The 24326-nt window shown below is 68.8% G+C and carries 18 protein-coding genes; 6 read left to right on the plus strand and 12 right to left on the minus strand.

Features of this window, described 5'->3' with window-relative positions:
- Positions 1-3 precede the first annotated feature (3 nt).
- Complete coding sequence (locus FFI97_RS28400) at positions 4-600, plus strand: hypothetical protein (RefSeq protein ID WP_139702927.1); 597 nt, start codon at positions 4-6, stop codon at positions 598-600.
- Between the two features lie 71 nt (positions 601-671).
- Here FFI97_RS28400 and gap read toward each other — a convergent pair whose 3' ends face one another.
- A complete protein-coding gene (gene gap, locus FFI97_RS28405; protein WP_056575024.1) occupies positions 672-1673 on the minus strand; it encodes a type I glyceraldehyde-3-phosphate dehydrogenase in 1002 nt (333 codons plus the stop codon).
- A gap of 63 nt (positions 1674-1736) precedes the next feature.
- Positions 1737-3842, minus strand: coding sequence for a transketolase family protein (locus tag FFI97_RS28410; protein ID WP_062473533.1), 2106 nt, complete (start codon positions 3840-3842; stop codon positions 1737-1739).
- Between the two features lie 149 nt (positions 3843-3991).
- Between FFI97_RS28410 and FFI97_RS28415 the strand changes: the two genes are divergently transcribed.
- From FFI97_RS28415 to FFI97_RS28435, 5 genes are read left to right on the plus strand one after another with little or no spacing between them, the layout of a single operon-like run.
- A complete protein-coding gene (locus tag FFI97_RS28415) occupies positions 3992-4381 on the plus strand; it encodes an S-adenosylmethionine decarboxylase family protein (protein WP_062473535.1) in 390 nt (129 codons plus the stop codon).
- A 14-nt stretch (positions 4382-4395) separates the two neighbouring features.
- A complete protein-coding gene (locus FFI97_RS28420; RefSeq protein ID WP_139702928.1) occupies positions 4396-5124 on the plus strand; it encodes an NDP-sugar synthase in 729 nt (242 codons plus the stop codon).
- Complete coding sequence (locus FFI97_RS28425) at positions 5121-5753, plus strand: hypothetical protein (RefSeq protein WP_139702929.1); 633 nt, start codon at positions 5121-5123, stop codon at positions 5751-5753. The genes FFI97_RS28420 and FFI97_RS28425 overlap by 4 nt, the downstream gene beginning before the upstream one ends.
- Before the next feature lie 6 nt (positions 5754-5759).
- Positions 5760-7151 carry an aminopeptidase P N-terminal domain-containing protein gene (locus FFI97_RS28430; protein ID WP_139702930.1) on the plus strand — a complete coding sequence of 464 codons (1392 nt, stop codon included), beginning with the start codon at positions 5760-5762 and terminating at the stop codon, positions 7149-7151.
- Positions 7148-8287 carry a hypothetical protein gene (locus FFI97_RS28435; protein ID WP_139702931.1) on the plus strand — a complete coding sequence of 380 codons (1140 nt, stop codon included), beginning with the start codon at positions 7148-7150 and terminating at the stop codon, positions 8285-8287. The genes FFI97_RS28430 and FFI97_RS28435 overlap by 4 nt, the downstream gene beginning before the upstream one ends.
- A gap of 36 nt (positions 8288-8323) precedes the next feature.
- Here FFI97_RS28435 and FFI97_RS28440 read toward each other — a convergent pair whose 3' ends face one another.
- The 10 genes from FFI97_RS28440 to FFI97_RS28485 all read right to left on the minus strand — a co-directional run bounded on the left by FFI97_RS28440 (position 8324) and on the right by FFI97_RS28485 (position 24257).
- Positions 8324-8662 (minus strand): DUF3325 domain-containing protein, encoded by a 339-nt coding sequence (locus tag FFI97_RS28440; RefSeq protein WP_260685221.1) that lies wholly within the window; start codon positions 8660-8662, stop codon positions 8324-8326.
- A complete protein-coding gene (locus tag FFI97_RS28445; RefSeq protein WP_139702933.1) occupies positions 8662-10311 on the minus strand; it encodes a PepSY-associated TM helix domain-containing protein in 1650 nt (549 codons plus the stop codon). The genes FFI97_RS28440 and FFI97_RS28445 overlap by 1 nt, the downstream gene beginning before the upstream one ends.
- Complete coding sequence (locus FFI97_RS28450; RefSeq protein ID WP_409574656.1) at positions 10308-10616, minus strand: DUF3649 domain-containing protein; 309 nt, start codon at positions 10614-10616, stop codon at positions 10308-10310. The genes FFI97_RS28445 and FFI97_RS28450 overlap by 4 nt, the downstream gene beginning before the upstream one ends.
- Positions 10617-10772: 156 nt before the next feature.
- Complete coding sequence (locus FFI97_RS28455; RefSeq protein WP_139702934.1) at positions 10773-12125, minus strand: esterase-like activity of phytase family protein; 1353 nt, start codon at positions 12123-12125, stop codon at positions 10773-10775.
- A gap of 75 nt (positions 12126-12200) precedes the next feature.
- Positions 12201-14522 carry a penicillin-binding protein 1C gene (gene pbpC, locus FFI97_RS28460; RefSeq protein WP_139702935.1) on the minus strand — a complete coding sequence of 774 codons (2322 nt, stop codon included), beginning with the start codon at positions 14520-14522 and terminating at the stop codon, positions 12201-12203.
- A gap of 21 nt (positions 14523-14543) precedes the next feature.
- On the minus strand, positions 14544-20552 hold the full coding sequence (locus FFI97_RS28465) for an alpha-2-macroglobulin (protein WP_139702936.1): 6009 nt from the start codon (positions 20550-20552) through the stop codon (positions 14544-14546).
- Between the two features lie 123 nt (positions 20553-20675).
- Positions 20676-21152 carry a DUF2269 family protein gene (locus tag FFI97_RS28470; protein ID WP_139702937.1) on the minus strand — a complete coding sequence of 159 codons (477 nt, stop codon included), beginning with the start codon at positions 21150-21152 and terminating at the stop codon, positions 20676-20678.
- On the minus strand, positions 21149-21535 hold the full coding sequence (locus tag FFI97_RS28475; protein ID WP_139702938.1) for a DoxX-like family protein: 387 nt from the start codon (positions 21533-21535) through the stop codon (positions 21149-21151). Before FFI97_RS28475 ends, FFI97_RS28470 begins: the two co-directional genes overlap by 4 nt.
- Positions 21532-22650, minus strand: coding sequence for a saccharopine dehydrogenase family protein (locus FFI97_RS28480; RefSeq protein ID WP_139702939.1), 1119 nt, complete (start codon positions 22648-22650; stop codon positions 21532-21534). The genes FFI97_RS28475 and FFI97_RS28480 overlap by 4 nt, the downstream gene beginning before the upstream one ends.
- The gene (locus FFI97_RS28485) at positions 22647-24257 is read right to left on the minus strand and encodes an FAD-dependent oxidoreductase (protein ID WP_139702940.1); all 1611 of its coding nucleotides are present in this window, start codon (positions 24255-24257) and stop codon (positions 22647-22649) included. The genes FFI97_RS28480 and FFI97_RS28485 overlap by 4 nt, the downstream gene beginning before the upstream one ends.
- Between the last annotated feature and the right edge of the window lie 69 nt (positions 24258-24326).

Here is a 24326-nt window from a genome sequence, read left to right on the forward strand (position 1 = left end):
ACCATGACGCTTCTTTCTTCCCTGACGCCCCGGCTGGCCGCAGCACTGGCAACCGCCGTGCTGCTGGCGGGCTGCGCCCACCCGATCACGATGATCACCGAGACCGCACCGCCGCGGTCGGCCGCCCACCTCATCCCCAAGAAGGTGGCCTACGTGATGACCGACGCGCAGCGCGACCTGCAGGTGACCACCGCCGGCGGCAGCGGCGACCGCGTGAGCTACTACCCGTACCGCGACCTCGAAAAATCGATCCGCGACGCGCTGCGCGCGGTCTACCGCAACGTGGTCGTGCTGCGCACCGCCGGCGATGCCAAGGCCAACGAGGCAGCGGGCGTGTCGCTGGTGTTCACGCCGCAGATCAAGACCGATTCGAGCTCGTCCTCATGGATCACCTGGCCGCCCACCGCCTTCACGGCCGAGGTGGCCTGCGTGGTGACCGACACCGCGGGCACCGAAGTCACACGCGTGCGCGCGGCCGGCAACGGCACGGCGGAGTTCGGCGAGTTCAACGGCGACTACGGCTTGGCCGCCCGGCGCGCGGCCACGCGGATGACGGCGCAGCTCAGCAGCGAGATACGGCGCAACGAGAAGCTGCGCTGAGCCGTTTGACACCCAGCCGCCCAATAAAAAAACGCGCCCGAGGGCGCGTTTTTCGTGGGAGCCGCGAAGTCTTACTTCGAGACGACCTTCACCATCTCGAGGCACTTGTTCGAGTAGCCCCATTCGTTGTCGTACCAGCTCACGAGCTTCACGAAGGTGCCGTCCAGTGCAATGCCGGCTTCGGCGTCGAAGATCGAGGTGCGCGGGTCGCCGCGGAAGTCGGTGGCGACGACCTTGTCTTCGGTGTAGCCCAGCACGCCCTTCAGTGCGCCTTCGCTCTGTGCCTTCATTTCGGCGCAGATCTCGGCGTAGGTGGCGTCCTTGACGAGTTCGACGGTCAGGTCGACCACCGACACGTCGGAGGTCGGCACGCGGAAGCTCATGCCCGTGAGCTTCTTGTTGAGCTCGGGGATCACCACGCCCACGGCCTTGGCCGCACCCGTCGACGACGGAATGATGTTTTCCAGGATGCCGCGGCCGCCGCGCCAGTCCTTGTTGCTCGGGCCGTCCACGGTCTTCTGCGTGGCGGTGGCAGCGTGCACGGTGGTCATCAGGCCGCGCTTGATGCCCCACTTGTCGTTCAGCACCTTGGCCAGCGGGGCCAGGCAGTTGGTGGTGCAGCTGGCGTTGCTGATGATGGCTTCGCCGGCGTACTTCTTGTCGTTCACGCCGTAGACGAACATGGGGGTGTCGTCCTTCGAGGGGGCCGACAGGATCACCTTCTTGGCGCCTGCGTCGATGTGCTTCTGCGCGGTTTCCTTCGTGAGGAAGAGGCCGGTCGACTCGAGCACGATGTCGGCGCCGACTTCGTTCCACTTGAGCTGCGACGGGTCGCGCTCTTGCGTCAGGCGGATCTTCTTGCCGTTGACGATCAGCGTGTTGCCTTCGACCGTGACTTCACCCTTGAAGCGGCCATGCACCGAGTCGTACTGGAGCATGTAAGCCAGGTATTCCGGCTCGAGCAAGTCGTTGATGGCAACGATTTCGATGTCATTCTTGAAGTTCTGCACGGCTGCGCGCAGCACGTTGCGACCGATGCGGCCGAAGCCGTTGATACCGAGTTTGATAGCCATCTGACTTGCTCCTAAGGTTGAAAAACTTTTGATCGGACGGGAAGAGGACGAACCGCGCGACGCTCAGTCGCGCAGGGCCGCTTCCACGGTGGCGGCCACGTTCTCCGCCGTGAAACCGAAGTGCTTGAACAGCACGGGCGCGGGGGCCGACTCGCCGTAGCTGTCGATGCCGACCACGGCCGCGCAGCCGTACTTCCACCAGCCGTCGGTGCAGCCCATTTCGACCGCGACGCGCGGGATCTTCTTGGGCAGCACGGCCTTCTTGTAGGCCAGGTCCTGGCGGTCGAAGGTGGTGGTCGAGGGCATCGACACCACGCGCACGGCGATCTTCTTGTCGGCCAGCAGCTTCTGGGCGGCCAGCGCGAGCTGCACTTCGGAGCCGGTGGCGATGATGACGGCGGCTGTCTTCTTGTTCTTGAGGCCGACGTTCTCGGGCTCGGACAGCACGTAGGCACCGCGGCTGATGTCGCCCAGGTCGCTCTTGGCGGCGTAGGCGATGTTCTGGCGGCTCAGCAGCAGCGCGGTCGGGCGTGTGGCGTTCTGCAGTGCGACAGCCCAGGCCACGGCGGTTTCGGCCGTGTCGCCCGGACGCCAGACGTCCAGGTTGGGAATGAGGCGCAGCGAGGCGGCGTGCTCGATCGACTGGTGCGTCGGGCCGTCTTCGCCCAGGCCGATGGAGTCGTGCGTGAACACGTGCACCACGCGGCGCTTCATGAGCGCGGCCATGCGGATGGCGTTGCGGCTGTAGTCGCTGAAGGTGAGGAAGGTGCCGCCGTAGGGGATGTAGCCGCCGTGCAGCGCCACGCCGTTCATGATGGCGGCCATGCCGAATTCGCGCACGCCGTAGTTGATGTGGCGACCGATCTCGCCGTGCGGCGGCTCGACGGCATCGCCTTGTGCGGCTTCGTCTTCGCCGCCCTGGGGCACCACCGGTGCGGGGGGCGCGTTCAGCACGACGGCGCCGGTCTTGGCGTCGAAGCGCAGCGCGGCGGTGCTCTTGGTGTTGGTGAGGTTCGAGCCCGTGAGGTCGGCGCTGCCGCCGAGCATTTCGGGCAGCGCGGCCGTGAAGGCCTCGAGCGCGAGCTGGCTGGCCTTGCGGCTGGCCACGGTTTCGCCCTTGGTGTGGGCGGCGACCACGGTGTCGAACGCGACCTGGTGGAAGTTCTTGGGCAGCTCGCCCTTCATGCGGCGCGTGAACTCGGCGGCGAGTTCGGGGTACGCGGCCGTGTAGGCGGCGAAGGTGTCGTTCCAGGCGGCTTCGGTCTTGGCGCCTTCGGCCTTGTGGTCCCAGTCGGCGTACACCTCGGCCGGGATTTCGAAGGCGGGGTAGGGCCAGCCGATGGCTTCGCGCGTGAGCTTGATTTCTTCGGCGCCCAGCGCCTCGCCGTGCGCCTTGGCGGTGCCGGCGCGGTTCGGGCTGCCCTTGCCGATGGTGGTCTTGCAGACGATCAGCGTCGGCTTGGTGGCTTCCTTCTTGGCCTTGGCGATGGCCTTGGCCACTTCCTTAGCGTCGTTGCCGTCGATCGGGCCGACGACGTTCCAGCCATAGCCCTTGAAGCGTTCTTCGGTGTTGTCGATGAACCAGGGCTTGACCTGGCCGTCGATGCTGATGCCGTTGTCGTCGTACAGGGCGATCAGCTTGTTCAGGTGCCAGGCGCCGGCCAGGGCGCAGGCTTCGTGGCTGATGCCTTCCATCATGCAACCGTCGCCCAGGAAGGCGTAGGTGTGGTGGTCGACGATGGCCAGGTCCTTGCGGTTGAACTCGGCGGCCAGCAGCTTCTCGGCCAGCGCGAAGCCCACGGCATTGGTGATGCCCTGGCCCAGCGGGCCGGTGGTGGTTTCCACGCCGGGGGTGACGTCGACTTCGGGGTGGCCGGCGGTCTTGCTGTGCAGCTGGCGGAAGTTCTTGATCTCGGCCAGAGGCAGGTCGTAGCCCGTGAGGTGCAGCACCGCGTAGATCAGCATCGAGGCGTGGCCGTTGGACAGCACGAAGCGGTCGCGGTCGAACCAGTGCGGGTTGGCGGGGTTGTAGCGCAGGTGCTCGCCCCACAGGGCGACGGCCATGTCGGCCATGCCCATCGGTGCGCCCGGATGTCCGGAATTGGCTTGTTGAACGGCATCCATTGCCAGCGCGCGGATCGCGTTGGCCATCAGGGCTTGGTTTGCCATGGGCAGTGGGCTTTCGGGGGAAAAGGGTGGGTGGGGGATACGGGAGAACCCGAGATTTTACCGGGCGAGCCGCGCCCGGCCTCGATACAGGGCCAACACCCCACTGATGCTCTCTTGTGTCGCAGGCCCGGCTGCTAGAGTTGCCCCCCATGCAAGGGCTGCACCTCACCGCCGATCTCCACGACTGCCAATGCGGCCTCCAATGGCTCACCGACGGGCGCGCGCTCGGCGAGGTCTGCACCAAGGCCGTGGCCGCCGCCGGGCTGCAGGCCGTGGGCAAGCTGGTCCACGGCTTTCCGGCCACGCCGCAGGGGCCGGGCGGCGTGACGGCCACGCTGCTGCTGGCCGAGTCGCACCTGTGCATCCACACCTGGCCCGAGCAGCGCGGCGTGACGCTCGACGTGTACGTCTGCAACTTCGGCGCCGACCACTCGGCCAAGGCGCATGCGCTGATGGCCTGCTTGGTGGCGCTGTTCCAGCCCCGCCACAGCGAGCGCAACGAACTGCAACGCGGCCGTGTGGCCGGGTCGGTGCAGTGATGGCGGTGCGCGCGATGATCCTGGCCGCCGGCCGCGGCGAACGCATGCGGCCGCTGACCGACGCCACGCCCAAGCCCCTGCTCGAAGTGCGCGGCAAGCCGCTGATGCAGTGGCCGATGGAAGCGCTGGCCGAGGGTGGCGTCACCGAGCTGGTGGTCAACACCGACTGGCTGGGCGCGCAGGTCACCGCCCGGTTCGGCGCGAACCCCGTGCTGGCGGGGCATGGCGCGCTGTCCATCTCCTATTCCGACGAGGGCCGCGACTTCGGCGGCGCGCTCGAAACGGCCGGCGGCATCGTGCGCGCGCTGCCGCTGCTGGGCGAGGTGTTCTGGGTGGCGGCCGGCGACGTGTTCGCGCCCGACTTCCGCTTCACCCAGGCCGCGGTCGACCGCTTCCTGGCCAGCGGCAAGCTCGCCCACCTGTGGCTGGTGCCGAACCCGGCGCACCACCCCAAGGGCGACTTCGGCCTCTCGGCCGACGGGCTCGCGCTGAACCAGGCGGCCGAGAAGTACACCTTCTCGACCATCGGCCTGTACCGCGCCGCGCTGTTCGCGCCGCCGTACTGCGACATCCCGGCCGGCAACCCGGGCGGCATCAAGGCCCCGCTGGCGCCGATCCTGCGCGCCGCCATGGACAACCAGCAGGTGAGTGCCGAGCTCTACACCGGCGACTGGACCGACGTGGGCACGCCGCAGCGCCTGCAGCAACTCAACGCCGGGGTCGCGCCGGCAGCGGGCGCATGACACTCGCGCCGCTGCTCGACAGCCCGGTGATGTTTCCCCGCCTGCGCTCGCTGTTCATCAAGCCGACGCAGCCCGAGGACCACAACCAGTCGCTCGTCTGCACCAGCGACGGCATCCTCGAGGAAGGCGGCGACATCGCGCGCTGGGTGCGCAAGACGCCGCACCTGAGCGAACTGACGGTGCCGAACGCGCCGAACGCCGACTTCTTCGCCGTGCCGCTGCCGCAACTGACCAGCCTGTGCGTCGGCGCCCATTTCGCCACGCAGCACTTCATCCACCACATGGCCGCCGCAACGCAGCTGCCGAGCCTCAGGCTGCTGGATTTTTCCGAATCCACCGAGCAGCAGATGGCGTGGCCGGCCGACCGGACGCCCGGCGGCATCACGGCCTTCGAAGACTACGAGGCCTTGCTGCACAGCCCCGTGGGCGCGCAGCTGCGCGTGCTGAGGCTGCGCAACACCTGCCTCGACCTGGCCCAGTTGCAACGGCTGCAGGGCGTGCGGCAGCGGCTGCAATTCATGGTCATCCAGTCAACGATCGGCGGCTACGTCAGCCACTTTGCGCAGGATGTGTTCCCATGGCGGCATCTGGTACCCGCGGACCCCGGACTTGCACCGTATCGAAAGTGAAATCCCATGCTCAATGACACCACGATCTACGCCGAGCGCCGCGCGCGCCTCGCTTCGCAACTGGGCAAGGACGGCATCGCCATCGTTCCCACCGCGCCCGAGCGCCAGCGCAACCGCGACAGCGACTTCCTGTTCCGCCACGACAGCTACTTCTACTACCTGACCGGCTTCACCGAGCCGAACGCGTGGCTGGTGCTGGCGGGCGACGGCCGCGCCACGCTGTTCTGCGCACCGAAAGACCTGGAGCGCGAGATCTGGGACGGCTACCGCCTCGGCCCCGACGCCGCCCCCGCCGCGCTGGGCGTGGACGAGGCCTTCTCGGTGAACGACCTCGACGCCAAGCTGCCGAAGCTGCTCGAGAACCGCTCGACCGTGTGGTTCCCCTTCGCCACCCACAAGGGCCTGGAAACCCGCATCGACGGCTGGCTGCAGTCGGTGCGCGCGCGCGTGCGCTACGGCGCGCTGTGCCCCGAGGAGCAGCGCGACCTGTGCGGCCCGCTCGACGAGATGCGCCTCGTGAAGGACGCGCACGAGCAGGACATCATGCGCCGCGCCGCGCAGATCAGCGCCCGCGCCCACATCCGCGCGATGCAGCTGTCGGCGCGCATGCTGCGCGAGGGCAAGGACGTGCGCGAGTACCACCTCGACGCCGAGCTGCTGCACGAGTTCCGCCTGGGCGGCTCGCAGTACCCGGCCTACGGCTCCATCGTCGCGGCCGGCGCCAACGCCTGCGTGCTGCACTACCGCGCAGACGCCGCGCCCGTGCGCAAGGGCGAGCTGGTGCTGATCGACGCCGGCTGCGAGCTCGACGGCTACGCGAGCGACATCACCCGCACCTTCCCGGCCGACGGCACCTTCAGCGGCCCGCAGCGCGCGCTGTACGACCTGGTGCTGGCCAGCCAGGACGCCTCGGCCGCCGCCACCAAGGCCGGCAACCGCTTCAACGACCCGCACGACGCGGCCGTGAAGGTGCTGGCGCAGGGCATGCTCGACCTGGGCCTGCTCGACGGCAACAAGGTCGGCGGCGTCGACGACGTGATCGACTCGCGCGCCTACTTCCAGTTCTACATGCACCGCACCGGCCACTGGCTGGGCATGGACGTGCACGACTGCGGCAGCTATGTCGAACCCACGCAGGTGGGCGAAGTGAGCGAGCGCAAGGACCCGCTGTCCAACGAACTCATCAAGAACCGCCCGAGCCGCATCCTGCACCCGGGCATGGTGCTGACGCTGGAGCCCGGCATCTACGTGCGGCCCGGCGAAGGCGTGCCCGAGAAATTCCACAACATCGGCATCCGCATCGAGGACGACGCGATCGTCACGGCCACGGGCTGCGAACTGATTTCGCGGGGGGTGCCGGTGAAGGCGGATGAGATCGAGGCGTTGATGCGGGGGTGAGCACGGTCCGCAAGCGGCGCACCAGGCTGGTGGACGACCGCCCGCCGTATTGGATGCAGCAGTGGCTGCTGCATCACAAGGAATCGGACCGGTTCGATGGACGTGAGTACCGCATCTACGACGTCCACGCGTCCAAAGGGCCGCCACTGTCCTCGGTCTGCGCCGAAGGCGTGATTTCGCGGATCAGCGATACCGCACTGGAATTGCGGGAGCCCGAGTCCGTCGTGTCCGCCTATGCGGTCTGGTTCGGTCTGCTGATGGCCGCGCCGCTGGTGGCATTGCTGTTCCATGTAGACATACCCCAGACGATCATGGGCACGCTGATCGCGCTCTGGTTGATCGGCGTGACGCTGTACGCCGTGATTTTCGGCGCGCGCTCGATTTTTTTGACCTTCAGGGAGGTGCTGCGCCCCTCGCCGTTGACCGTCGGGATTCTGTGCGACCGGCGCAACCAAAGGCTGTGGTGGCGCGAGGAAGGGAAGGACCGCTGGGTCGCGTGGGAGCGCATCCGTGTCGCCCATCGCAAGGGATGCCCCGCGACGCAGACCTCCGAAGACTTGCGTCTGCTGGTGCTGAACAAGGACGATGCCCTCGTCACCACCGTGGAGCAGGGCACGGAGCCATTGACGTTGCCGCTGCCGAGCTGGGGCTTCGGTCATCGATGCACGCAATCGCATGAGAACGAGACGTGCAAGGCCGTCGTCGACTTCATCGCGGTGTTCATGCGTCACGGCCCCGAGCAATTGCCCGCCACCCACTGGCGGACACCGGAACACGACCGCGAACGCCTGTTCCTGGACCTGGCTGGCACCCTGAATTTTTTCGCCGGGCCTCGTGCGCATGCATCAAGACCGTTGCGCGCCTTCTGCGCCGTGCTGATGGCACTGGCCGCACCGCTCCTGCTGCCACCGCAATGGCTGCATGCGCTCGCCGAATTTCGGCGTCGGCCGAGCGAATGGTCAGAAGCCACCCTGCAGGCGGTCGGGATCGATTCGCCGACGACCCGCCTGGCCGTGCCCGCGGGCAGCCGGCCGTTGCACGCGCCGCTCGATCAGGAGCAACGCGCTCTGGCGTGGATCTGGATCGCCACCGCCTTCGCGACCTACCTCATCGTGGGTTGGAAGATCGTCCACTGAGTGCGCGGACGGGTGCGGGCCCGGATGCCCGCGCGATCACAGGCAGAACAGCAGACTGAGAAACGCAACGCCCCCTGCTGCAGACGCGATCCAGTGAAAGCGATGCGGCAACCCGCTCAACAGCCCCACCGTCGCCAGCGCCGCCGCAGTCAGCGCTCCGAGCCACAGCACCCATCCCACCGACCCGCCCGCCGCCTCCAGGCTGGCCCACAGCGACAGGCACAGCAACGCCGTGCCCCCGAGCTGCAGCCATCGGCGCCAGGCGCTCGGCGTGCTGCCGCGGCCGAAGACGTCTTCGCTGTGACGGTCCATCGCGAGGCTCAGCGCGCAGAAGCCGGCCAGCGAGGCGGCGAACACCAACCCGAGCAGCGGCATCACGATCCCTGACCCGACGCAGCGAGTTCTGTCGGCGGCGGCTTGACGGCTTTCTTCGGCGCGGCCAGCGCCTTGCGGCGCTTGCGCTCCACCAGCCAGGTCGCACCCGCCAACCCCAGGCCGAGCGCGATCGCCACGAGGTCGAAGCCCGCCACCGAGCTCGGGCCGGTGCGCAGGCTCACGGTGAGCGGCGCAGGGCCGGTGAAGGCATTGAGCACCGGCAGCAGCACGAACAGCAGCGCGCCGAGCGCGAGCTGCGCCTGCCACATGCGCAGGGTCGGGCGCAGCAGGCCCAGCACGGCGGTGGCGCCCCAGACGATGAAGAACCAGCGGATCTCGGCCTCGTTGCGGCCGGCCACGTCGACCGGCAGCAGGCGGTTGGCCCAGAAGAAAGCGGCCATGGCCACGGGCAGGCCGGCGATCGCGCCGAGGTTCAGCCCGTCGACGAGCCGCAGGCCGACGCCGATGCGCCCGCCCTGCTTGAGGGTCTTGGCGTATTTCTGACGCTCCTTCACGGCCCACAGCAAGAGGCCCGTGGCCACCATCAGGCAGCCCGCCAGGCCCGAGACGAAGAACAGCGCGCGCAACAGCGGATCGGCGAAACGGCCGATGTGCAGGCCGTAGAGCACGCCGCGCGTCTCGGCCGCGGCCTTGGGCACGTCGCCGAAGGTGCCGATGAGCGCGCCGGTCGTGCCGTTGAACTGCATGCTGGGCTGGTCGTACGACAGGTGCCGGCCTTCGGCCCGCGTGAGCGAGACCACGGCGTTGGCGTCGTTCGGCTGATGCACCACGATGCGGCCCACGGGCGCGCCGTCCCAGTGGGCCGTGGCCTGCGCCACCATGGGCGCGAGGGGCGCCAGCGCGGCCTTGGTGCCCGAGGCCTTGATCTGCGTGCGCACGCCACCCGGGAAGGCCTCGGCGAAGAAGGTGTCGTTGCCGCCGTGCGCCTTGTAGGCCACCTGCGGCCCCCACGGCATGTACATGAACATCAGCGTGACCAGCCCGGTGTAGGTGATCATGGCGTGGTACGGCAGCGCGAGCACGGCGGTGACGTTGTGCGCGTCGAGCCACGAGCGCTGGCCCTTCTTCGGGCGGAAGGTGAAGAAGTCCTTGAAGATGCGCTTGTGCGTGACGATGCCGCTGACGATGGCCACGAGCATGAACATCGCGCAGAAGCCGACGATCCAGCGGGCCCAGAGCGCGGGCATGTAGTGCAGGTCGAAATGCAGGCGGTAGAAGAACTCGCCGCCGCGCGTCTCGCGCGGCGCGGTGATCGCCTGGCCCGTGGCCGGGTCGAGCATGGCGCGGTCGAAACTGCGGCGTCGGTCCACGGGCGGCGAACCGGCCGGCGGCGGGGGCTTGAGCCACAGCAGGCTGACCGACGGCTCGCGCGCGGTCGGCAGCGTGATGAACCAGCGCGCCGCGTTGCCCGCGTTGCGCTCCAGGTAGGCCACCGCGTGCTCGGCCGCGACCGGCTGGGCCACGCTGGCGTGCGACACGGCGTGCAGCTCCGGCTTCATCCAGAAGGTGATCTCGTCCTTGAAGTACGAGGCCGTGCCGGCCACGAACACCATGAAGAGCACCCAGCCGACCAGCAGGCCCGACCAGGTGTGCAGCCAGGCCATCGACTGACGGAATCCTTCCTTCATGCGGCACCTCCGCCGCCCTGCGTCCACAGCAGCAAGAGCAGGCCCTGCAACGCCGCCGCGATGGCAAGGCCGGTCCAGGCGCGCCACGCCGAGCGCGCCGCGAAGACCCACATCACGGCCACGGCATAGACGAGGAAGGAGGCCAGCGTGCCGGTCAGCGCGGCTTCGCTGCGCGCCATGTCGAAGAGGGCGGGCAGGCCCAGCGCGAGCACGGCGGCCGACAGCGCGGCGACGCCGTAGCCGCCCGCGATGGCGGCGACGGCTCGCGACGCGACGCCCATCCGGTAGCGGAGGCCGGCGCTCACGACGGGCGCCGGACGACGTGCGAGGTCGTTCGGAAATTCATGGGACAGAGGGAGAGGGAAAACCTGGAGAATGAGAATCATACTCATCTTCTCGGTTTTTCTCGCCCCCGCCCATCCCGCGAGCGGGGCCTTGAAAGGCGGGCGCCGCCGTACGCCTTACTTCGCCTGCAGCAACGCGCCGGCCTCGAGCAGCACCAGCTCGTTGTCGTCGGCCTTGTTCGGCTCGCGGCTGCTGGAGAAGGGCAGGTTGTTGTCGTTGCCGACCACGATGTGCGTGGCATCGACCACGTCGACGTTCTCGATGGTGAAGAACGGGAATTTCAGCACGCCGTCGTTCAGCGGCTTGCGCGCGAGCTTGTTCGGGTCGGCGATGTTCAGCAGGTCGATGTAGCCGATCTTGCGCACCGCGCCGCCCACGTTCGCGTCGCTCAGCTCGACCTTGTAGACGCGCTTGAACTTCGCGATGTCATGGAAGCAGTCGGCGCGCTTCTGGCCTTCGGGGCAGGCCTTGTCAGACGTGCCTTCGCCGTTGTCGCGCTCGATGATGAGGCCGGTGGTGCCGTCGATCATGTTGAAGTCGCCGATGGCGTGGCCGTTGGCTTCGAGCACGTATTTCCAATGGCGGCCCGTCCATTTTTCGGAGGCCACGTCGAACTCCAGCACGCGCAGCGCTTCCTTGCCGTCGACCTTCTCGTAGTCCTTGGCCTCGGCGTTCCACACCGGGCCTTCGAGCAGCGCATAGAGCTTGCTGCCGTCCTTGGACGAAGCCATGCCTTCGAAGCCCTTGGAGCGTTTGATCTGGAAGTCGACCGCGCCGCCCGGCGCGCCCGGCGTGGTGACCGCGGGGTGATCGGGCGAGCGCACGGCCTTGCCGTCCACCTGCGTGTCGAACACCGCGAGCACCTTGCCCTTCAGGTCGGCCTTGATCAGGAAGGGGCCGAACTCCTCGCCGATCCACAGCGCGCCACCGGCGAACTGGAAGCTCTCGGGATCGAAGTCCGAGCCCGTCAGGTAGCGCTGCTTCGTGCCTTCGTGAACGATGCGGAACGGCACCTTCTTGTCGGGGTCGTGCAGGAAGATGGTGTTGATGCGATTGAACTTGCCGCTCTTGAAGTCCACCTTGTAGTGGTTCAGGTAGAGCATGAAGTCGGGCGAGTTGGCCTTCGCGCCGGCGCCGTTGTCGGTGAGGATCCAGAACGTGCCGTCGTCCATCTTCTTGATGCCCGAGTGCCCTTGCAGCGGCTGGCCCTTGAAGGGCACGGACACGCCAGTGCCGCGGCCGGCCGAGAGGCCTTCGACCGTGCCCAGCGCCTCGACGCGCTTGCCCGAGGTGAACTTGCCGCTGACCTGCAGGTCGGCCGGCGCGTCTTTCGGGGCGGCGACGAAGCTCTGCGCGGGCAGCACGGCGTGGCCGGAGAGCGTGGCGGGGAAGGCGGTCTGTGCGGCCGCGCCGCCGCAGGCGAGTGCGGTGGCCAGGGCGATGAAGGAGAGGGAAGCGAGACGCGTCATGGGCAGAAGAAAGGTTTCAGTCGAAACGCGAGACCATGCCGATTGCGCGTGACGGCGCCGTGACATCCACCGGCTTCAAGGTGCGATGTCCACCGTCACTTCACGCGACTCGGCGCGGCCCTGGTCATCGACCGCGCGCAGCACGTAGCGCCGGCCCGAATCGGCCATGTCCGGCATCCAGGTGATGCCTTCGCCGGGCGCGGCCTTGCCGACCAGGGCGTCGTCAGCGAACCAGTAGATCGTCTGCGTGCCCGCCGCGGCTTCGGCGCGCAGCACGAGCGGCTCGGGCTTCTTCACGCGCAGCGTGTGCCGCACGCCGCGCAAGGGCGATGTAATGAGCGGCGCCGTCTCCGAAGCCTCGCCCTTCTCGCAGCCGTCGGTCGGCAGGCTTGCGCGCGGCAGGCCCGCCTGGCGGAACAGCCGCCGCATGTCGCTGCCCCATTGCTCGACCACCTGCTGGCGCGCGTTGGGCTGCGGCCCGCACACCACCTTGCCGGTGGTTTCATCGACCCACACGGCGCGGTGCAGGTTGCTCACCTGGATCGGCGACTTGCCGGCGATGAACCATGTGGTGGTGCGCACCGGGCACAGCGCATCGGGCAGCCCGCCCGTCGCGGTGCACACCTCGACTTGGCGCAGGTCGGGCGGCTGGCGCGTCGCGATCTCGCCAGGGTCGAGCCGCTCCGCGCGCAGCGCATCGACCATGCGCAGGAACAGCGGCGCGGCCGCATCGACGCCCACCAGCGCGGGGTTGCTCGTGCCATCGAAGTTGCCGACCCACACCACGAGCACGTGGCGGCCGAACACGCCCGCGGTCCACGCATCGCGAAAGCCCCACGAGGTGCCCGTCTTCCATGCAATGGCGGGGCGCGCTGGCAGCGTGGTGTCGGGGCGCGGCGTGTGGCGCAGCATGTCCAGCGTGATGAACGAGGCCTCTTCGCTCAAGAGGCGCAGCGGCTGCACCGGCCGCTCGTCGGGCGCGGGCTGCGTGTAGCGCAGCGGTTGCGAGATGCCGCCGTTCGCCAGCGTGGCGTAGAGACCCGCAAGCTCCTCGGGCGTGACCTCTCCGCCGCCCAGCACCAGCGCGAGGCCGTAGTGCGATTCGCTCTGCAGCTTCTGCACGCCCGCAAGCCGCATGAAGTCGTAGAGCCCCGGCTTCGACAGCTTCGCAGCGACGGCCACCGCGGGGATGTTGCGACTGCGGATCAACGCTTCCTGCGCGGGCAGCGGGCCAGCGAAGCGGTGGTCGAAGTTCTCGGGCGTGTAGGGACCGAAGGAGGTGGGTGCGTCCTTCAGCATCGTCTTCGGATGCAGCAAGCCCTGGTCGAGCGCGAGTGCGTAGATGAAGGGCTTGAGTGTGGACCCCGGCGAGCGCTTGGCCTGCGTGCCGTTGACCTGCCCCGCGATGGCATCGTTGTGCCAGTCGGCCGAACCGATCAGCGCGCGCACCTGCATGGTCGAGGCGTCGAGCAGCAGTGCGCTCGCGTTGGTCATGCCCACATCGGCGTGCGTGCGCAGGTACTGGCCCATCACGCGTTCGAGCGTGGCCTGCATGCGCAGGTCGATGGTGGTGCGCACTTCCTGCACGCCGCGCTCCTGCGCGAGCAGCATGTCGGTGGCGTGCGGCGCGAGAAAAGGGAGGCTGCCGCGCGACTGCGCCGAGAGCGCGAGCTGCGCATCCGGCGCATGCTGCTTCGCGGTCGGATCGCGCTCGGCCCACAGCGCCCACAAACGTTCGCGTGCCGACTGCAGCTCGGCATTGCGACCGCGCTCGGCGATGCGCTTGACGGGGTTCTGCGGAATCACCGCGAGCGTCAGCGCCTCGGGCAGGCTGAGCTTGGCCGCGTCCTTGCGGAAGTAGATGAGGCTCGCGGCCTGCACGCCTTCGATGTTGCCGCCGTAGGGCGCGGTGTTGAGGTACGCCTCGAGGATCTCGCGCTTGCCGAAACGCGCTTCGAGCCAGAGCGCCGCGCCGATCTGCGCGATCTTGCCCATGGCCGTGCGGCTGTCGATGCCGTAGACACGCCGCGCGAGCTGCATCGTGAGCGTCGAGCCGCCCTGCCTGCGTTCGCCGCTGGCGATGCGCCACGCGCTGCGCGCGAGCGCGGCGGGGTTGACGCCGGGGTGCGCGTAGAAGCGGCGGTCTTCGTACAGCAGCACCGCATCGACCAGCGTCGGCGAGATGCGGTCGAGCGGCACCCAGAGGCGGTATTGCTCGTCGCTTGCGAGGGTCAGGCGCAGCAGCTCTCCGCCTTGCGCGTACACGGCGCGCGAACTGCCGACGGTTTCGCTGAGCGGGGCGTGCGGCCACAGGCGCAACAGCGCGAGCAGGACGACAACCGCCAGCGCCCACAGCGCAGGCTTGCGGAGCCTTCCCAACTTCACGCTGAAGCGCATGACGGCCTCCGCTGCCCTGCGTCAGTTCGCGACGACCTGGAAGCGCGCACCCGCCGAGCGCGAATACACGCGCCGGTCGTACATCGCCTCGCCATACGCCGCCGGCACCACGAAGTCGCCGACGTTGGTCGCCCGCGCCTTGTAGGTCACTTCGAGCAGGTTCTTGTCGACGGTGCCGTAGAACACCACGCGGTCTTCGCGGATGTCGGCGTACTGCACCTTCCACGAACCGCCGCCGCCGAGGCGCTTCTTCCAGATCGGCGCATCGGCATTGGCTTCCTCGTCGTCGCCCACGGCCTGCAGCACCGGCTCCAGGCCGCCGGGCAGCAGGTCGACCAGCGCCACGTCGTTGAGCTGTGCGCGCTCCAGGCTGCGCACGCGCACCCGCACCGTGACCTCTTCGCCGAGCTTGGCCTTGGTGATCGGGTTGCCCTTGGCATCGAGCACTTCATGGAAGATCTCCAGGCCCTGGTTCACCGGCGTGGTGGGCACATTGCGCTCGAAGCCCTGTTCGGCCCAGCTGTAGTACAGGTTGAAGTCGCTGTCGTTCGACAGCTTGAGCTTGGCCGTGCCGGTGGGCACCGCAGCGCGCGTGATCGGGTTCACCGAGCCCAGCGCGAGTGCCGCGGCCTGCCCTTGCGCGTTGACGCTCTGCGCCGTGAGCTTGCCCTCGGCGTTCTGCGCCACCGCTTCGAAGTACGCATCGACCGCAAGCAGCATCGAGGCCGACGACAGGCTGTTGTACCAACCGTCGCGCACCATCGCGCCCATGCCTTCCCACACTTCGGGCTTCAGCGTCTTCAGGCGCGAAGGGAAGTGGCGGCCCACCAGGTGCAGCGTCATGCTGTCGTGCACCAGCGGGTCGTAGTACGCGCCCCACACGTTGCGGCGCTGCTTCTTTTCGGTGCGCGCGAGCAGGTCGGACCACACCGGGTTGAGCAGCTCGTTGGCGACCTGCTCCTGCTTCACGAGCTGGTAGCTCGCGGCGAGGTACACGGCGCCCAGGTCGTCGCTCCAGCCTTGCGTCTGCTTATTGCGCCACGCTTCGCGCAGGTTGGCCAATGCAGCCGGCGCGATGATGCCCTGGCGCGTGAGCAGGTAGGCCGCTTGCGTGCGCTGGCGCCAGCCGTCGAGCGAGGTGTCGCCGCTGCCAAGCCAGCCTTGCAGGTAGGTGTTGGCCTTCTGCAGCAGGTCCTGCGGCACGGGCAGCTTGTGGTCCTTGGCTTCGATCAGCAGGTGCACTGCGTAGAGCGTGGCGAAGGCATCGGTGCCCGCGCCGGGCCACAGCGAGAAGCCGCCGTCGGCCGTCTGCCGTGCGCGCAGCTGCACGAGGTAGCGCTCGAAGGTCTTGCGCGCCTCGGGCATCGGGCCCTGCTCGGGCGTGCGGCCGCGCGCCATTTCCTTCACCAGCTCAGGGCGGCCCGACAGCAGCACGGCCGGGAAGGTCTGGCTCGTGATCTGCTCGGTGCAGCCGTGCGGGTACACCTCCAGGTACTGCATGAGGCCGGTCGCGAAGGCCCACGGCGCGGCGGACACCGCGACATCGCTCTTGCGGAAGTTCGGATACAGGTCGGCCTTGCTGCTCAGCTCGCCCGCGCGCTGGAAGCTGCCCGCCTGCACCAGCGTGACGAACGGCGATGCAGGCCGCACGCTCACCTCGGTCGACAGGCGCGCGCTGAAGGTCTCGTGCGTCGAGGTGAACACCAGCGCCGACGAACCCAGCACCGCCTGCTCGCCCGGCTTGGCGCGCACGTTGAACCTGGTGCTCGCTTCGCCGCGCTCGTTGACCTTGAGCGTCTGCGTCGCATCGCCCACCACTTCGAGCCCGCCCGAGGCGGTGAGCGTGAGCGCAATGGGCACGTCCTTGCCCGACCCCACGATGTTGTTCGCGAGGCCCACGCCCACTTCGACCGTGTCGCCGGGCGCCATCGCGAGCGGTGCGTTCGGCAATATCACCATGTCGCCGCGCACCACGGTGCGGGTGCTCTTGGCGGCGGTGGTCTCGTCGTTCACCGCGACGGCCATCACACGCAGGCTGCCGTTGAAACTCTCGGGCACGGTGTAGCTGAACTCGCGGCTGCCGTTCACATCGACCAGCCCCGACCAGTAGGCCACCGGCTTGTCGCGCTTGCGCTTGAACGGGTTCAGGTGCTTGCCGAGCTCGCCTTCGCCATCGCCGCCGGGCGCTGCACCCTGCATGAGCTTCTTGAACTCCGGCAGGATCAGGTCGAGCGTCTGCAGGGTGCCCACTTCGAGCGCGCGCTTCTGGAAGAAGTGCTTGAGCGGATCGGGCGTCTTGTAGCGCGCCACCTGCAGGATGCCTTCGTCCACCGCGAACAGCACAGCGCGCGTGGGCTTGTCGCTGGTGAGCTTCATCTTCACCGTCTGCCCGGGCTTCACGAGTTCGCTGCTGGTGAGCTGCAGGTTGGCGGTGCGCTTGGCCAGGCTGGTCGCGAAGGGCACGACGCCGTACGACAGCGGGCTCATGTAAACCTCGTCCGAGGCCGGGTCGCGCACGAAGTGCACGTTGATGTAGCCGGTGCCCTCGAAGTCCTTGGGCAGCACGATCTTCTGCACCGAGGCGGTCTTGTCGGTCTTGAACCATGCGTGGGCATAGACCTTGTCGCGCTCGATGGTGATGAGGCCCGCGCCCACGTACGGCGCGCGGATGCTCACCTCGATCTCCTGGCCCGGCTCGTAGTCCTTGCGGTCGAGCGTGAGCTGCAGTTCGGCGTTACGGTCCAGCGAGCGCGAGACGTTCGCGTTGCCCGCCACGCTGTACTCGACGCGGTTCAGCTCCAGCCCGCCGGCATTGCGCACCACATAAGCGAAGTTGCCGGGCGTGGAGGTGTTCAGCGCAATGGTGTTGCCGGCCGCGACGATGGCCAGCGGCTTCTCGTCGATCACGATTTCCTTCTTGCGCGATTCGTAGCGGTAAAGGCCGTTGTCCTGCTTCACGAGCACCGACAGCACCTTGCGCTCCACGCGCTCGATCTTCAGGGCGTCCACGGCCGTCTTCTTCGCCTGCGGGTCGATCGCGATCACGGTCGCATTGCGCGCGGCGCCCTTGCTCACGTAGCTGGTGTCGCCATCGACCTTCGCGCCCACGAGGTAGGGCATGTCGCTCACCAGCGTCTGCGCCTCGGCCGAAACGCTGCGCCCGCCCTCGGGCTCGAAGGCCTTGGCGAGCACGTGCACCTGGTAGGTGGCCGCATCGAAGCGCGAGAGGCGCAGGTCGAACTCGGCCTTGCCTTCGGCGCTGGTCTGCACGCTGCCCAGGTCGTCGACCTGTTTCTCGGTGGCGCGCTGCGGATCGAAGAAGGCGTAGTCGGCGAACGCGCGGAACACCGGGAAGGCCGGACTCAGCGTGAGCGTGCCTTCGACCTTGCGGTCGGGCGCGGGCGTGCCGAAGAGGTTCTGCACATCGATGAGCGCCTTCAGGTCCTTGGGCCTGACCCAGCCCTCGGCCACTTCGCTGCTGAGCTTGGCGACGACCTTGGTGCGGTCGGGCAGGAACTCCTGCACCTTCACCGTGGTGCTGCCGATCAGCAGGCCCTGCACCTCGGGGTTGCCGGGCGAGGATTCGCGCGGCAGGTAGAGGTTGACGGTGTAGTTGCCGGTGGGCGAGGTGTCCTGCGTGGCGTGGGCGATTTCCGCCGCGCCGCCGGGGCCGAGCTTGAGCTTCTCCCGGCGCACGCTGAGTCCGCGCGCGTCGATGATCTCGGCCTCGAGCGGCAGGTCGCGCAGCGACGTGGCCCAGTTGCCGGCCTTGACCATCATCGCGATGTGCATGGTGTCGCCCGGGCGGTAGATGCCGCGGTCGCTGAACACGTAGGCGGTCATCTGGTTCGGCACGCCGGCCGCGCGCAGGCCGCCGACATCGAAGCGCGAGATGTCGAGCGTGCGGTCGCTGCGGTTGAAGGGCAGGAAGCTCAGGTCGCCGTCCTTGCGCACCACCAGCACCACGGGCGCTTTCTCGCGCTGGTAGCCGGCGAGGTTGGGCAGCTTGGCAGCGCCCGTGGCGTCGGTGGATTGCGACGCGACGATCATGCCGTTGCGGCCCCACACCTCGACCAGCGCACCGGCCACGGGCTGGCCGTTGGCGATGCTCTGCACGAACACGTCGCGCGTGCCGTCGAGCGACTTCTTGGCGACGATGCCCAGGTCGGTGACGAGCACCAGGCGCTGGTCCTTCTGGTCTTCGGGGTTGCCGCTTTCGGGGTCGCCTTCGCCTTCCGAGGGCTGTTCTTCCTGTTGTTCCTCTTCGGATTGGGCCTGCGTCGCATCGCCTTCGGCCTTCTTCTTGGCCTTGGGGTCGAAGCCCTGCACCTCGAGCAGGAACACGCCGCGGCGGTCGGCCACGTCGCTGCGCAGGTACTCGGCGAAATCGACGGTCTCGTAGTGCGCCTTGCCGGCGGGAATGCTGAGCGGAATCTCCTTCTGGAAGCGGTCGACGAGGTTGTCCGACTGCAGGCCGCTGTTGAATTGCGGATGTGCGAAGTCGCCGTTGGTCTGCGTGACCAGGTGCTGCAGCTGCTGCGGCAGCAGGCGCCCGATTTCCAGGCGGATGCCGGGCAGGTCGCGCACCAGGATCGGCAGCTTGCGTTCACCGGAAAGTGCGAGCAGCGAACCCTGGCTCATGATGGTGAGCTCGGGCGCGAAGGTCTTGAGCAATCGAACGTCCTGCCGCGCCGCGCCGAGCTGATAGCCGCCCGGCGTCTTCAGGCCCTTGGCCACACGCACCAGCAGGTAGCGGCCGCCCTCGGCTTGCGGGAGGCGGAAGCTGACCATCTCGGTCACTTCGCGTTCGCTGGCGATGGGCTGCAGATTGATCTTCTTCGCGCGGCGCAGCACGGCGTCGGTGACCTTCGAGGGGTCGGCGGACCAGTCGAACTTTTCTTCCGGGTCGCCCTTGGCTTCTTCCGTGGCAGGCAGCAGCCAGGCCTGCACCACACGCGCCATTTCGCGCTCGTGCACCGGCATCGAGGCGGTGACGTGCATCACATGCTCGGGCTCGCCGTTCTCGCCCGTGACGATGGTGGGGTCGATGCTCGAGATGTCGAGGCTGAAAAGGCCGGGGATGTCGACCGCGCGCGAGAGGTCGCTGCGCTGGCCGGGGCCGCCCTTCTGCGCGACCGCGCCGGAGGTGAGGCTGAGCACCACGGGGCGCGTCTTCTCGGGAATGGGCAGCGGCTCGGACTGGAGGGTGGCGGTGAGGCGCAGCTTGTCGTAGCTGACGGTGAACTTCTCGCTCGCGCACTTGCCCACGCTGAAGATCGAAGTGCCGCAGGCCTGGTCATAGGTCAGCACCAGGCGCTTTTCGAATTCGGCCGTGTTGACCGGGTGCGAGAAGCGCACCTGGAAGAGCGCGCGCCGCACGTTGGCCTGCACCGGGTCCTGGTAGAACTCCGCGCCCGCGATGCGCGCGTTGAACTCGGGCGAGGTGAACTCGTACTTGCGCTGCTCGATCTCGATGTGCGGCGCGAGCGCGTCCTTCGCCAGCTGCACCTTGTAGGGCTGGCCGACCGGCCAATCCTGCGCGGGAAGAAATTCGAGCTTCTTCTGGCTGCTCCACGACCAGCGCCCCGCAATGGCGGGCTCGATGCTGACGCCGGTCGCCTCCTGGCCGATGCGCGCGATGGGCGCGACCGAGGCGGAGAAGTTGATGACGACCGGGTTCGGCCCCTTGTCGTTCTCGATCTGCGTGCGCGGCGGCGGCACGATCTGCGCGGTGGAAACGACGGGCTCGACGCGGTCGGGCGTGAGGCCGTGCCACCACTTCAGCACCTGCGGGCTGGCGAACCAGCCGGCCAGCACCAGCAGCGCCAGCAGCACCACCCAGGCCAGCCGTTGCTGCAACCACTGCAGCCCGAAGAGAAGAAAGGCGCCCACGATGCGCAGCCACCCCGGGGGTCGCCAGGAACCGATGAGTCCGCGTGCCAGCGGACGCAGGAACCCGAGCACACGGCTGAGGCCGGTGAAGAGCACGTCGCTGAGCGACGCGAGTTTTCGATTGGCAACTTGAAGCATGGACGCTCCCCCGATGTTTTTGTTGGCGCCTGACAGTCTCTGCCCGGTCTGTGAAGCCATGGCGCTGTGTGTGAAGTCTGCGTGAAAACCGCACAGGGCCCGCGCACCGGTCCGTCCCGAACGTCAGAACGAAAGTGCGGGCTTGTTCACCATCAACCAGAACACGATGGCCATGGCCACGAAGGCCGGGTAGCCGAGCAGTTCCCAGTAGCGCTGGTAGCGCAGATACAGCGACGGCAGCGCGGCGCCCTCGCGATGCGCCTGTGCCGCCAGGGCCGCCATGCGGATCTGCAGCCACACCACCGGCAGCCAGCACGCCCCCGCGAACGCGAACAGCCCCAGCGACAACGCCAGCCACGGCGTCGACAGCGGCCAGCCCGCCAGGTGCGCCAGCGCGAAGCCGGTGACCGGCTGCAGGATCACCGTGGGCGTGGTGAACCACCAGTCCGCGCGCACCACCAGCCGGCTCACCACCGCCTGCGCCGGCACGCTGCCGCTGCGGTTGGCAAAGAACATGTAGAAGGCCGACCCCAGCCCCGTGCCGACCATCAGCACGCTGGAGACGATGTGCAACCACTTGAGGACGAGGTAGGTGTTCATGGCGTGGCGCGTCGGTACAAGTGCCAGAGCAGCGCGGCAATGGGCAGGTTCTTGAGCAGCGGGCCGAGCGGGTGCAGCCACAGGCTCGGTTGCAGCACGGTCGCCACGAGCGTCATGGCGAGCATCAGGGCGAAGGCGGCCAGGTAGACGGTGCGGCCGGGTCGCAGCCACAGCGCCAGGCCGACCGCCAGATCGGCCGCCGCGCCGCCGACGATCAACGCCTGCACCAGCCACGGCGGCGAGGCGATGCCCGCGTCGGCCAGCACACGGCGGCTCTGGCCGTCGAGTTCGACGATGCTGGCGACGGCGGTGAAGAGCCAGACGGCGACGAGGCTCAGGCGCAGCAGGCGGTCGTCGCCGTCGGCAGCAGCAGGGCGCGTCATGGCGCGGGCGCCCCTTCGTCGACCACATCCGTCACCATGCCCCAGCGCGCGAACTCGGGGTCGAACTCGGGCAGCGTGAGCAGGCCGGCGCAGGCGTGCGCGCCCACCGGCAAGGCCTCGCCGTGCGCGAGGCGGCGGGCCAGCAGGATGGCGGCCATGCAGGGAATCTCGGGGCCGTGGTTGTCGTCGGCCGCGATGTGCCAGGCGCGGCGCGCGATGGCGCCGTGCGCATCGGTGCCTTCGACCCGCACCACCATGCCGCCCAGCGCGGTGCCGAACGCATCGAACACACCGCCCGTCGCGTGCAACAGCGGCGCCAGCTTCTGCGGTGCGCGCAGCAGGCCTGTGCGACGCAGGAAAGCCAGGAAGGCGAAGGCGTGCTGGGTCAGGCCGACTTCGAGTGCGGCGCGGAACATGACCGACTGCACGCCGGCGTAGCGCGCGGGAAAGAGCTCGAGGTCGGGGATGTCGCACAAGGCGCCGCGGCGCGGCTTCATGCGCGCGAACTGCACCTTCGCGGGATGCGCCCAGCCGGGCTGCTCGGTCCAGCGGCCGCCCTGCCAGACGCGGATCGGCGCACCGCAGTAGGCGAGCACGCCCGCGAGCGTGGCTTCGCCGCGCGGCGCGCCCTGTGCCGGCGCGATGCAGATGTCGATGCTGCGGATGCCTTGCCAGCCGGCGGCGAGGTGATCGACCACCGCCGACGACAGCGCGGGCACAGTGCTGGCGCCGGCCACGGCAATGCGGCCTGCGCGGCGGAAGGCCGCGTCCATCGCGGCGGGAAAGTCGCAGACGAAGCGTCGGCCGTCGGCCAGGTCGATGTAGTGCGCGCCGGCGGCTGCCACGGCCTGCGGCACGCGGTAGTCCTGGCCTTGGAACGGGCCGGCGGTGTGGATGGCGAGGTCGACGCCCAGAAAGCCCAGGCCCTGCGCGAGGTCGGGCGACTGCGCATCGACGCGCACACCGCGTGCACTGCCGCCCAGCGATTGCGCAAAGGCCGTGGCCCGTTCGAGGTCGCGCCCGCCGACCCACAGCTCGACGCCCGGGTCCTGCGCCAGCGCGCGGCTGATGCGTGCGCCGAAGTTGCCATAGCCGCCGAGTACCAGCGTCTTCATGCGACGCTGGCTCCGGCGATGTGGCCGCGTGTGAAGGCTTCCTCGAAGATCGAATAGCCCGACCAGTCCGCGTGCGCGAACGACAGCCGGCCCGCGGCCACGCGGTCGCCGTGCGCGCCGATCTGCGCGAGCAGCCCGGGTCGCGGGATCGACATGGCGTGTCCGTAGCGCGTGATCTCGACGCGCGTGGCGAGCGCGGGCAGGTCGGGGTGCGGCACCGACAGCTCGGCCAGCAGCTCGTCGCGCCATGCGGTCCATGGGCGCTCGAGCAGCAACTGCCGGCCGTCGCCGGTGTCGTAGCCGCTCGGGCCCAGCGGGCGGTACCAGCTCAGCACCGTGCCACGCGGCGTGGGGTCGAGCGTCTGGTGGCGCGCATCGACATACCCGAGGCCGCGCGTGCCGTAGATCACGTTGTCCCAGCTCGGCGCGGCGCCGACGCGGTCGGCCAGCGGGCCGCGCAGGTGCACGTTGGCGACCAGCCAGGGGGCGTAGCGCACGTGCGCGGCGGCGCTGGTCAGCAGCGACGGCGGGTTCTCGACCACGCGCGCGGCGATGAACACGGGTAGCGCGACGATGCAGCGCTCGGCCTGCCAGCGCACCATCGATTTCGACGCGGCATCCCACGCATCGACCTCGACACCCGCACGCCCTTCGGCGATGCGCGTGACGACCTGCCCGGTGCGCAGGCGCTCGCCCAGCGGCGCGGCCAGCTGCTTCGTGAGCCAGCCGTTGCCTTCGGGCCAGGTGAGCACGCCGTCGCGGTCGGGGTTGGTGTCGTTGACGCTCCCGCTCGCATCACCGGGCGCATGAAAGCCGTGCCGGCTTGCGAAGTAGTGGATACCGGCCCAGGCCGACACCTGCGCGATGCCGGCACCGTAGTCGTCGCGGCAGCAGTAGTCGAGGTACCAGCGCAGGTGCGCGTCGTCGAAGCCTTCGCGGTCGAGCCAGCCGGCGAAGGGCAGGGCGTCGAGCGCGAGCAGCTCTGGCGTGACGGCGAAGCGCAGCGTGGGAATGGCGAAGTGGGCGGCGTGCTGCAGCGCGTCGATGCGCTGCGCGAAGCGGCGGTACTGCGCCTGCGTGCCGGCGCCGACGTCGTGCACGGGCAGCAGCCCGTCCTGCCACTCGCCGCGGAAGAACAGACGCTCCTGCGGGCTGTGGCAGAGGTGGCGCTCGTCGTAGGTCCAGCGGCCGGCCACGCGGCGGCGCAGGCCGAGTTCTTCGAGCAGGTCCTGCACCTCGTGCGCGTCGTCGCCGGGCGTGGGCAGGTAGTGCGCGCCGAGCGGGCAGGCGATGCCGCCGACCGAGCCGCCGCGCGCGTTGCCGCCGGCGGTGTCCTCGAGTTCGAGCAGCGCGAAGTCGTCGATGCCCGCGAGGCGCAGCGCGCGCGCCGCCGCCAGGCCCGCGACACCGCCGCCCGCGATGACGACGCGCGTGCGCCTGACGGTGGCCGGGGCCTGCGACTTGAGCGCGCCGTCGCGCATCGCGTGGCCGCGCGCGACATCGATGCCGGTGAAGCCGCCTTCAATGACCGGCGGTGGCGCCTCGCAGCCGGCCAACGCCAGAGCGCCTGCACCGGCAGCGACGCCAAGAAAGCCACGACGCCTCATGGCACACGGTTCCTTCGTGGAACACCGCGGAACCGGCTTTGCCGGGCCGCAGGTGTTGCCCCCGGCAGG

It is taken from the genome of Variovorax sp. KBS0712, assembly GCF_006323185.2.
In the GTDB taxonomy this organism is placed as follows: Bacteria; Pseudomonadota; Gammaproteobacteria; order Burkholderiales; family Burkholderiaceae_C; genus Variovorax; species Variovorax boronicumulans.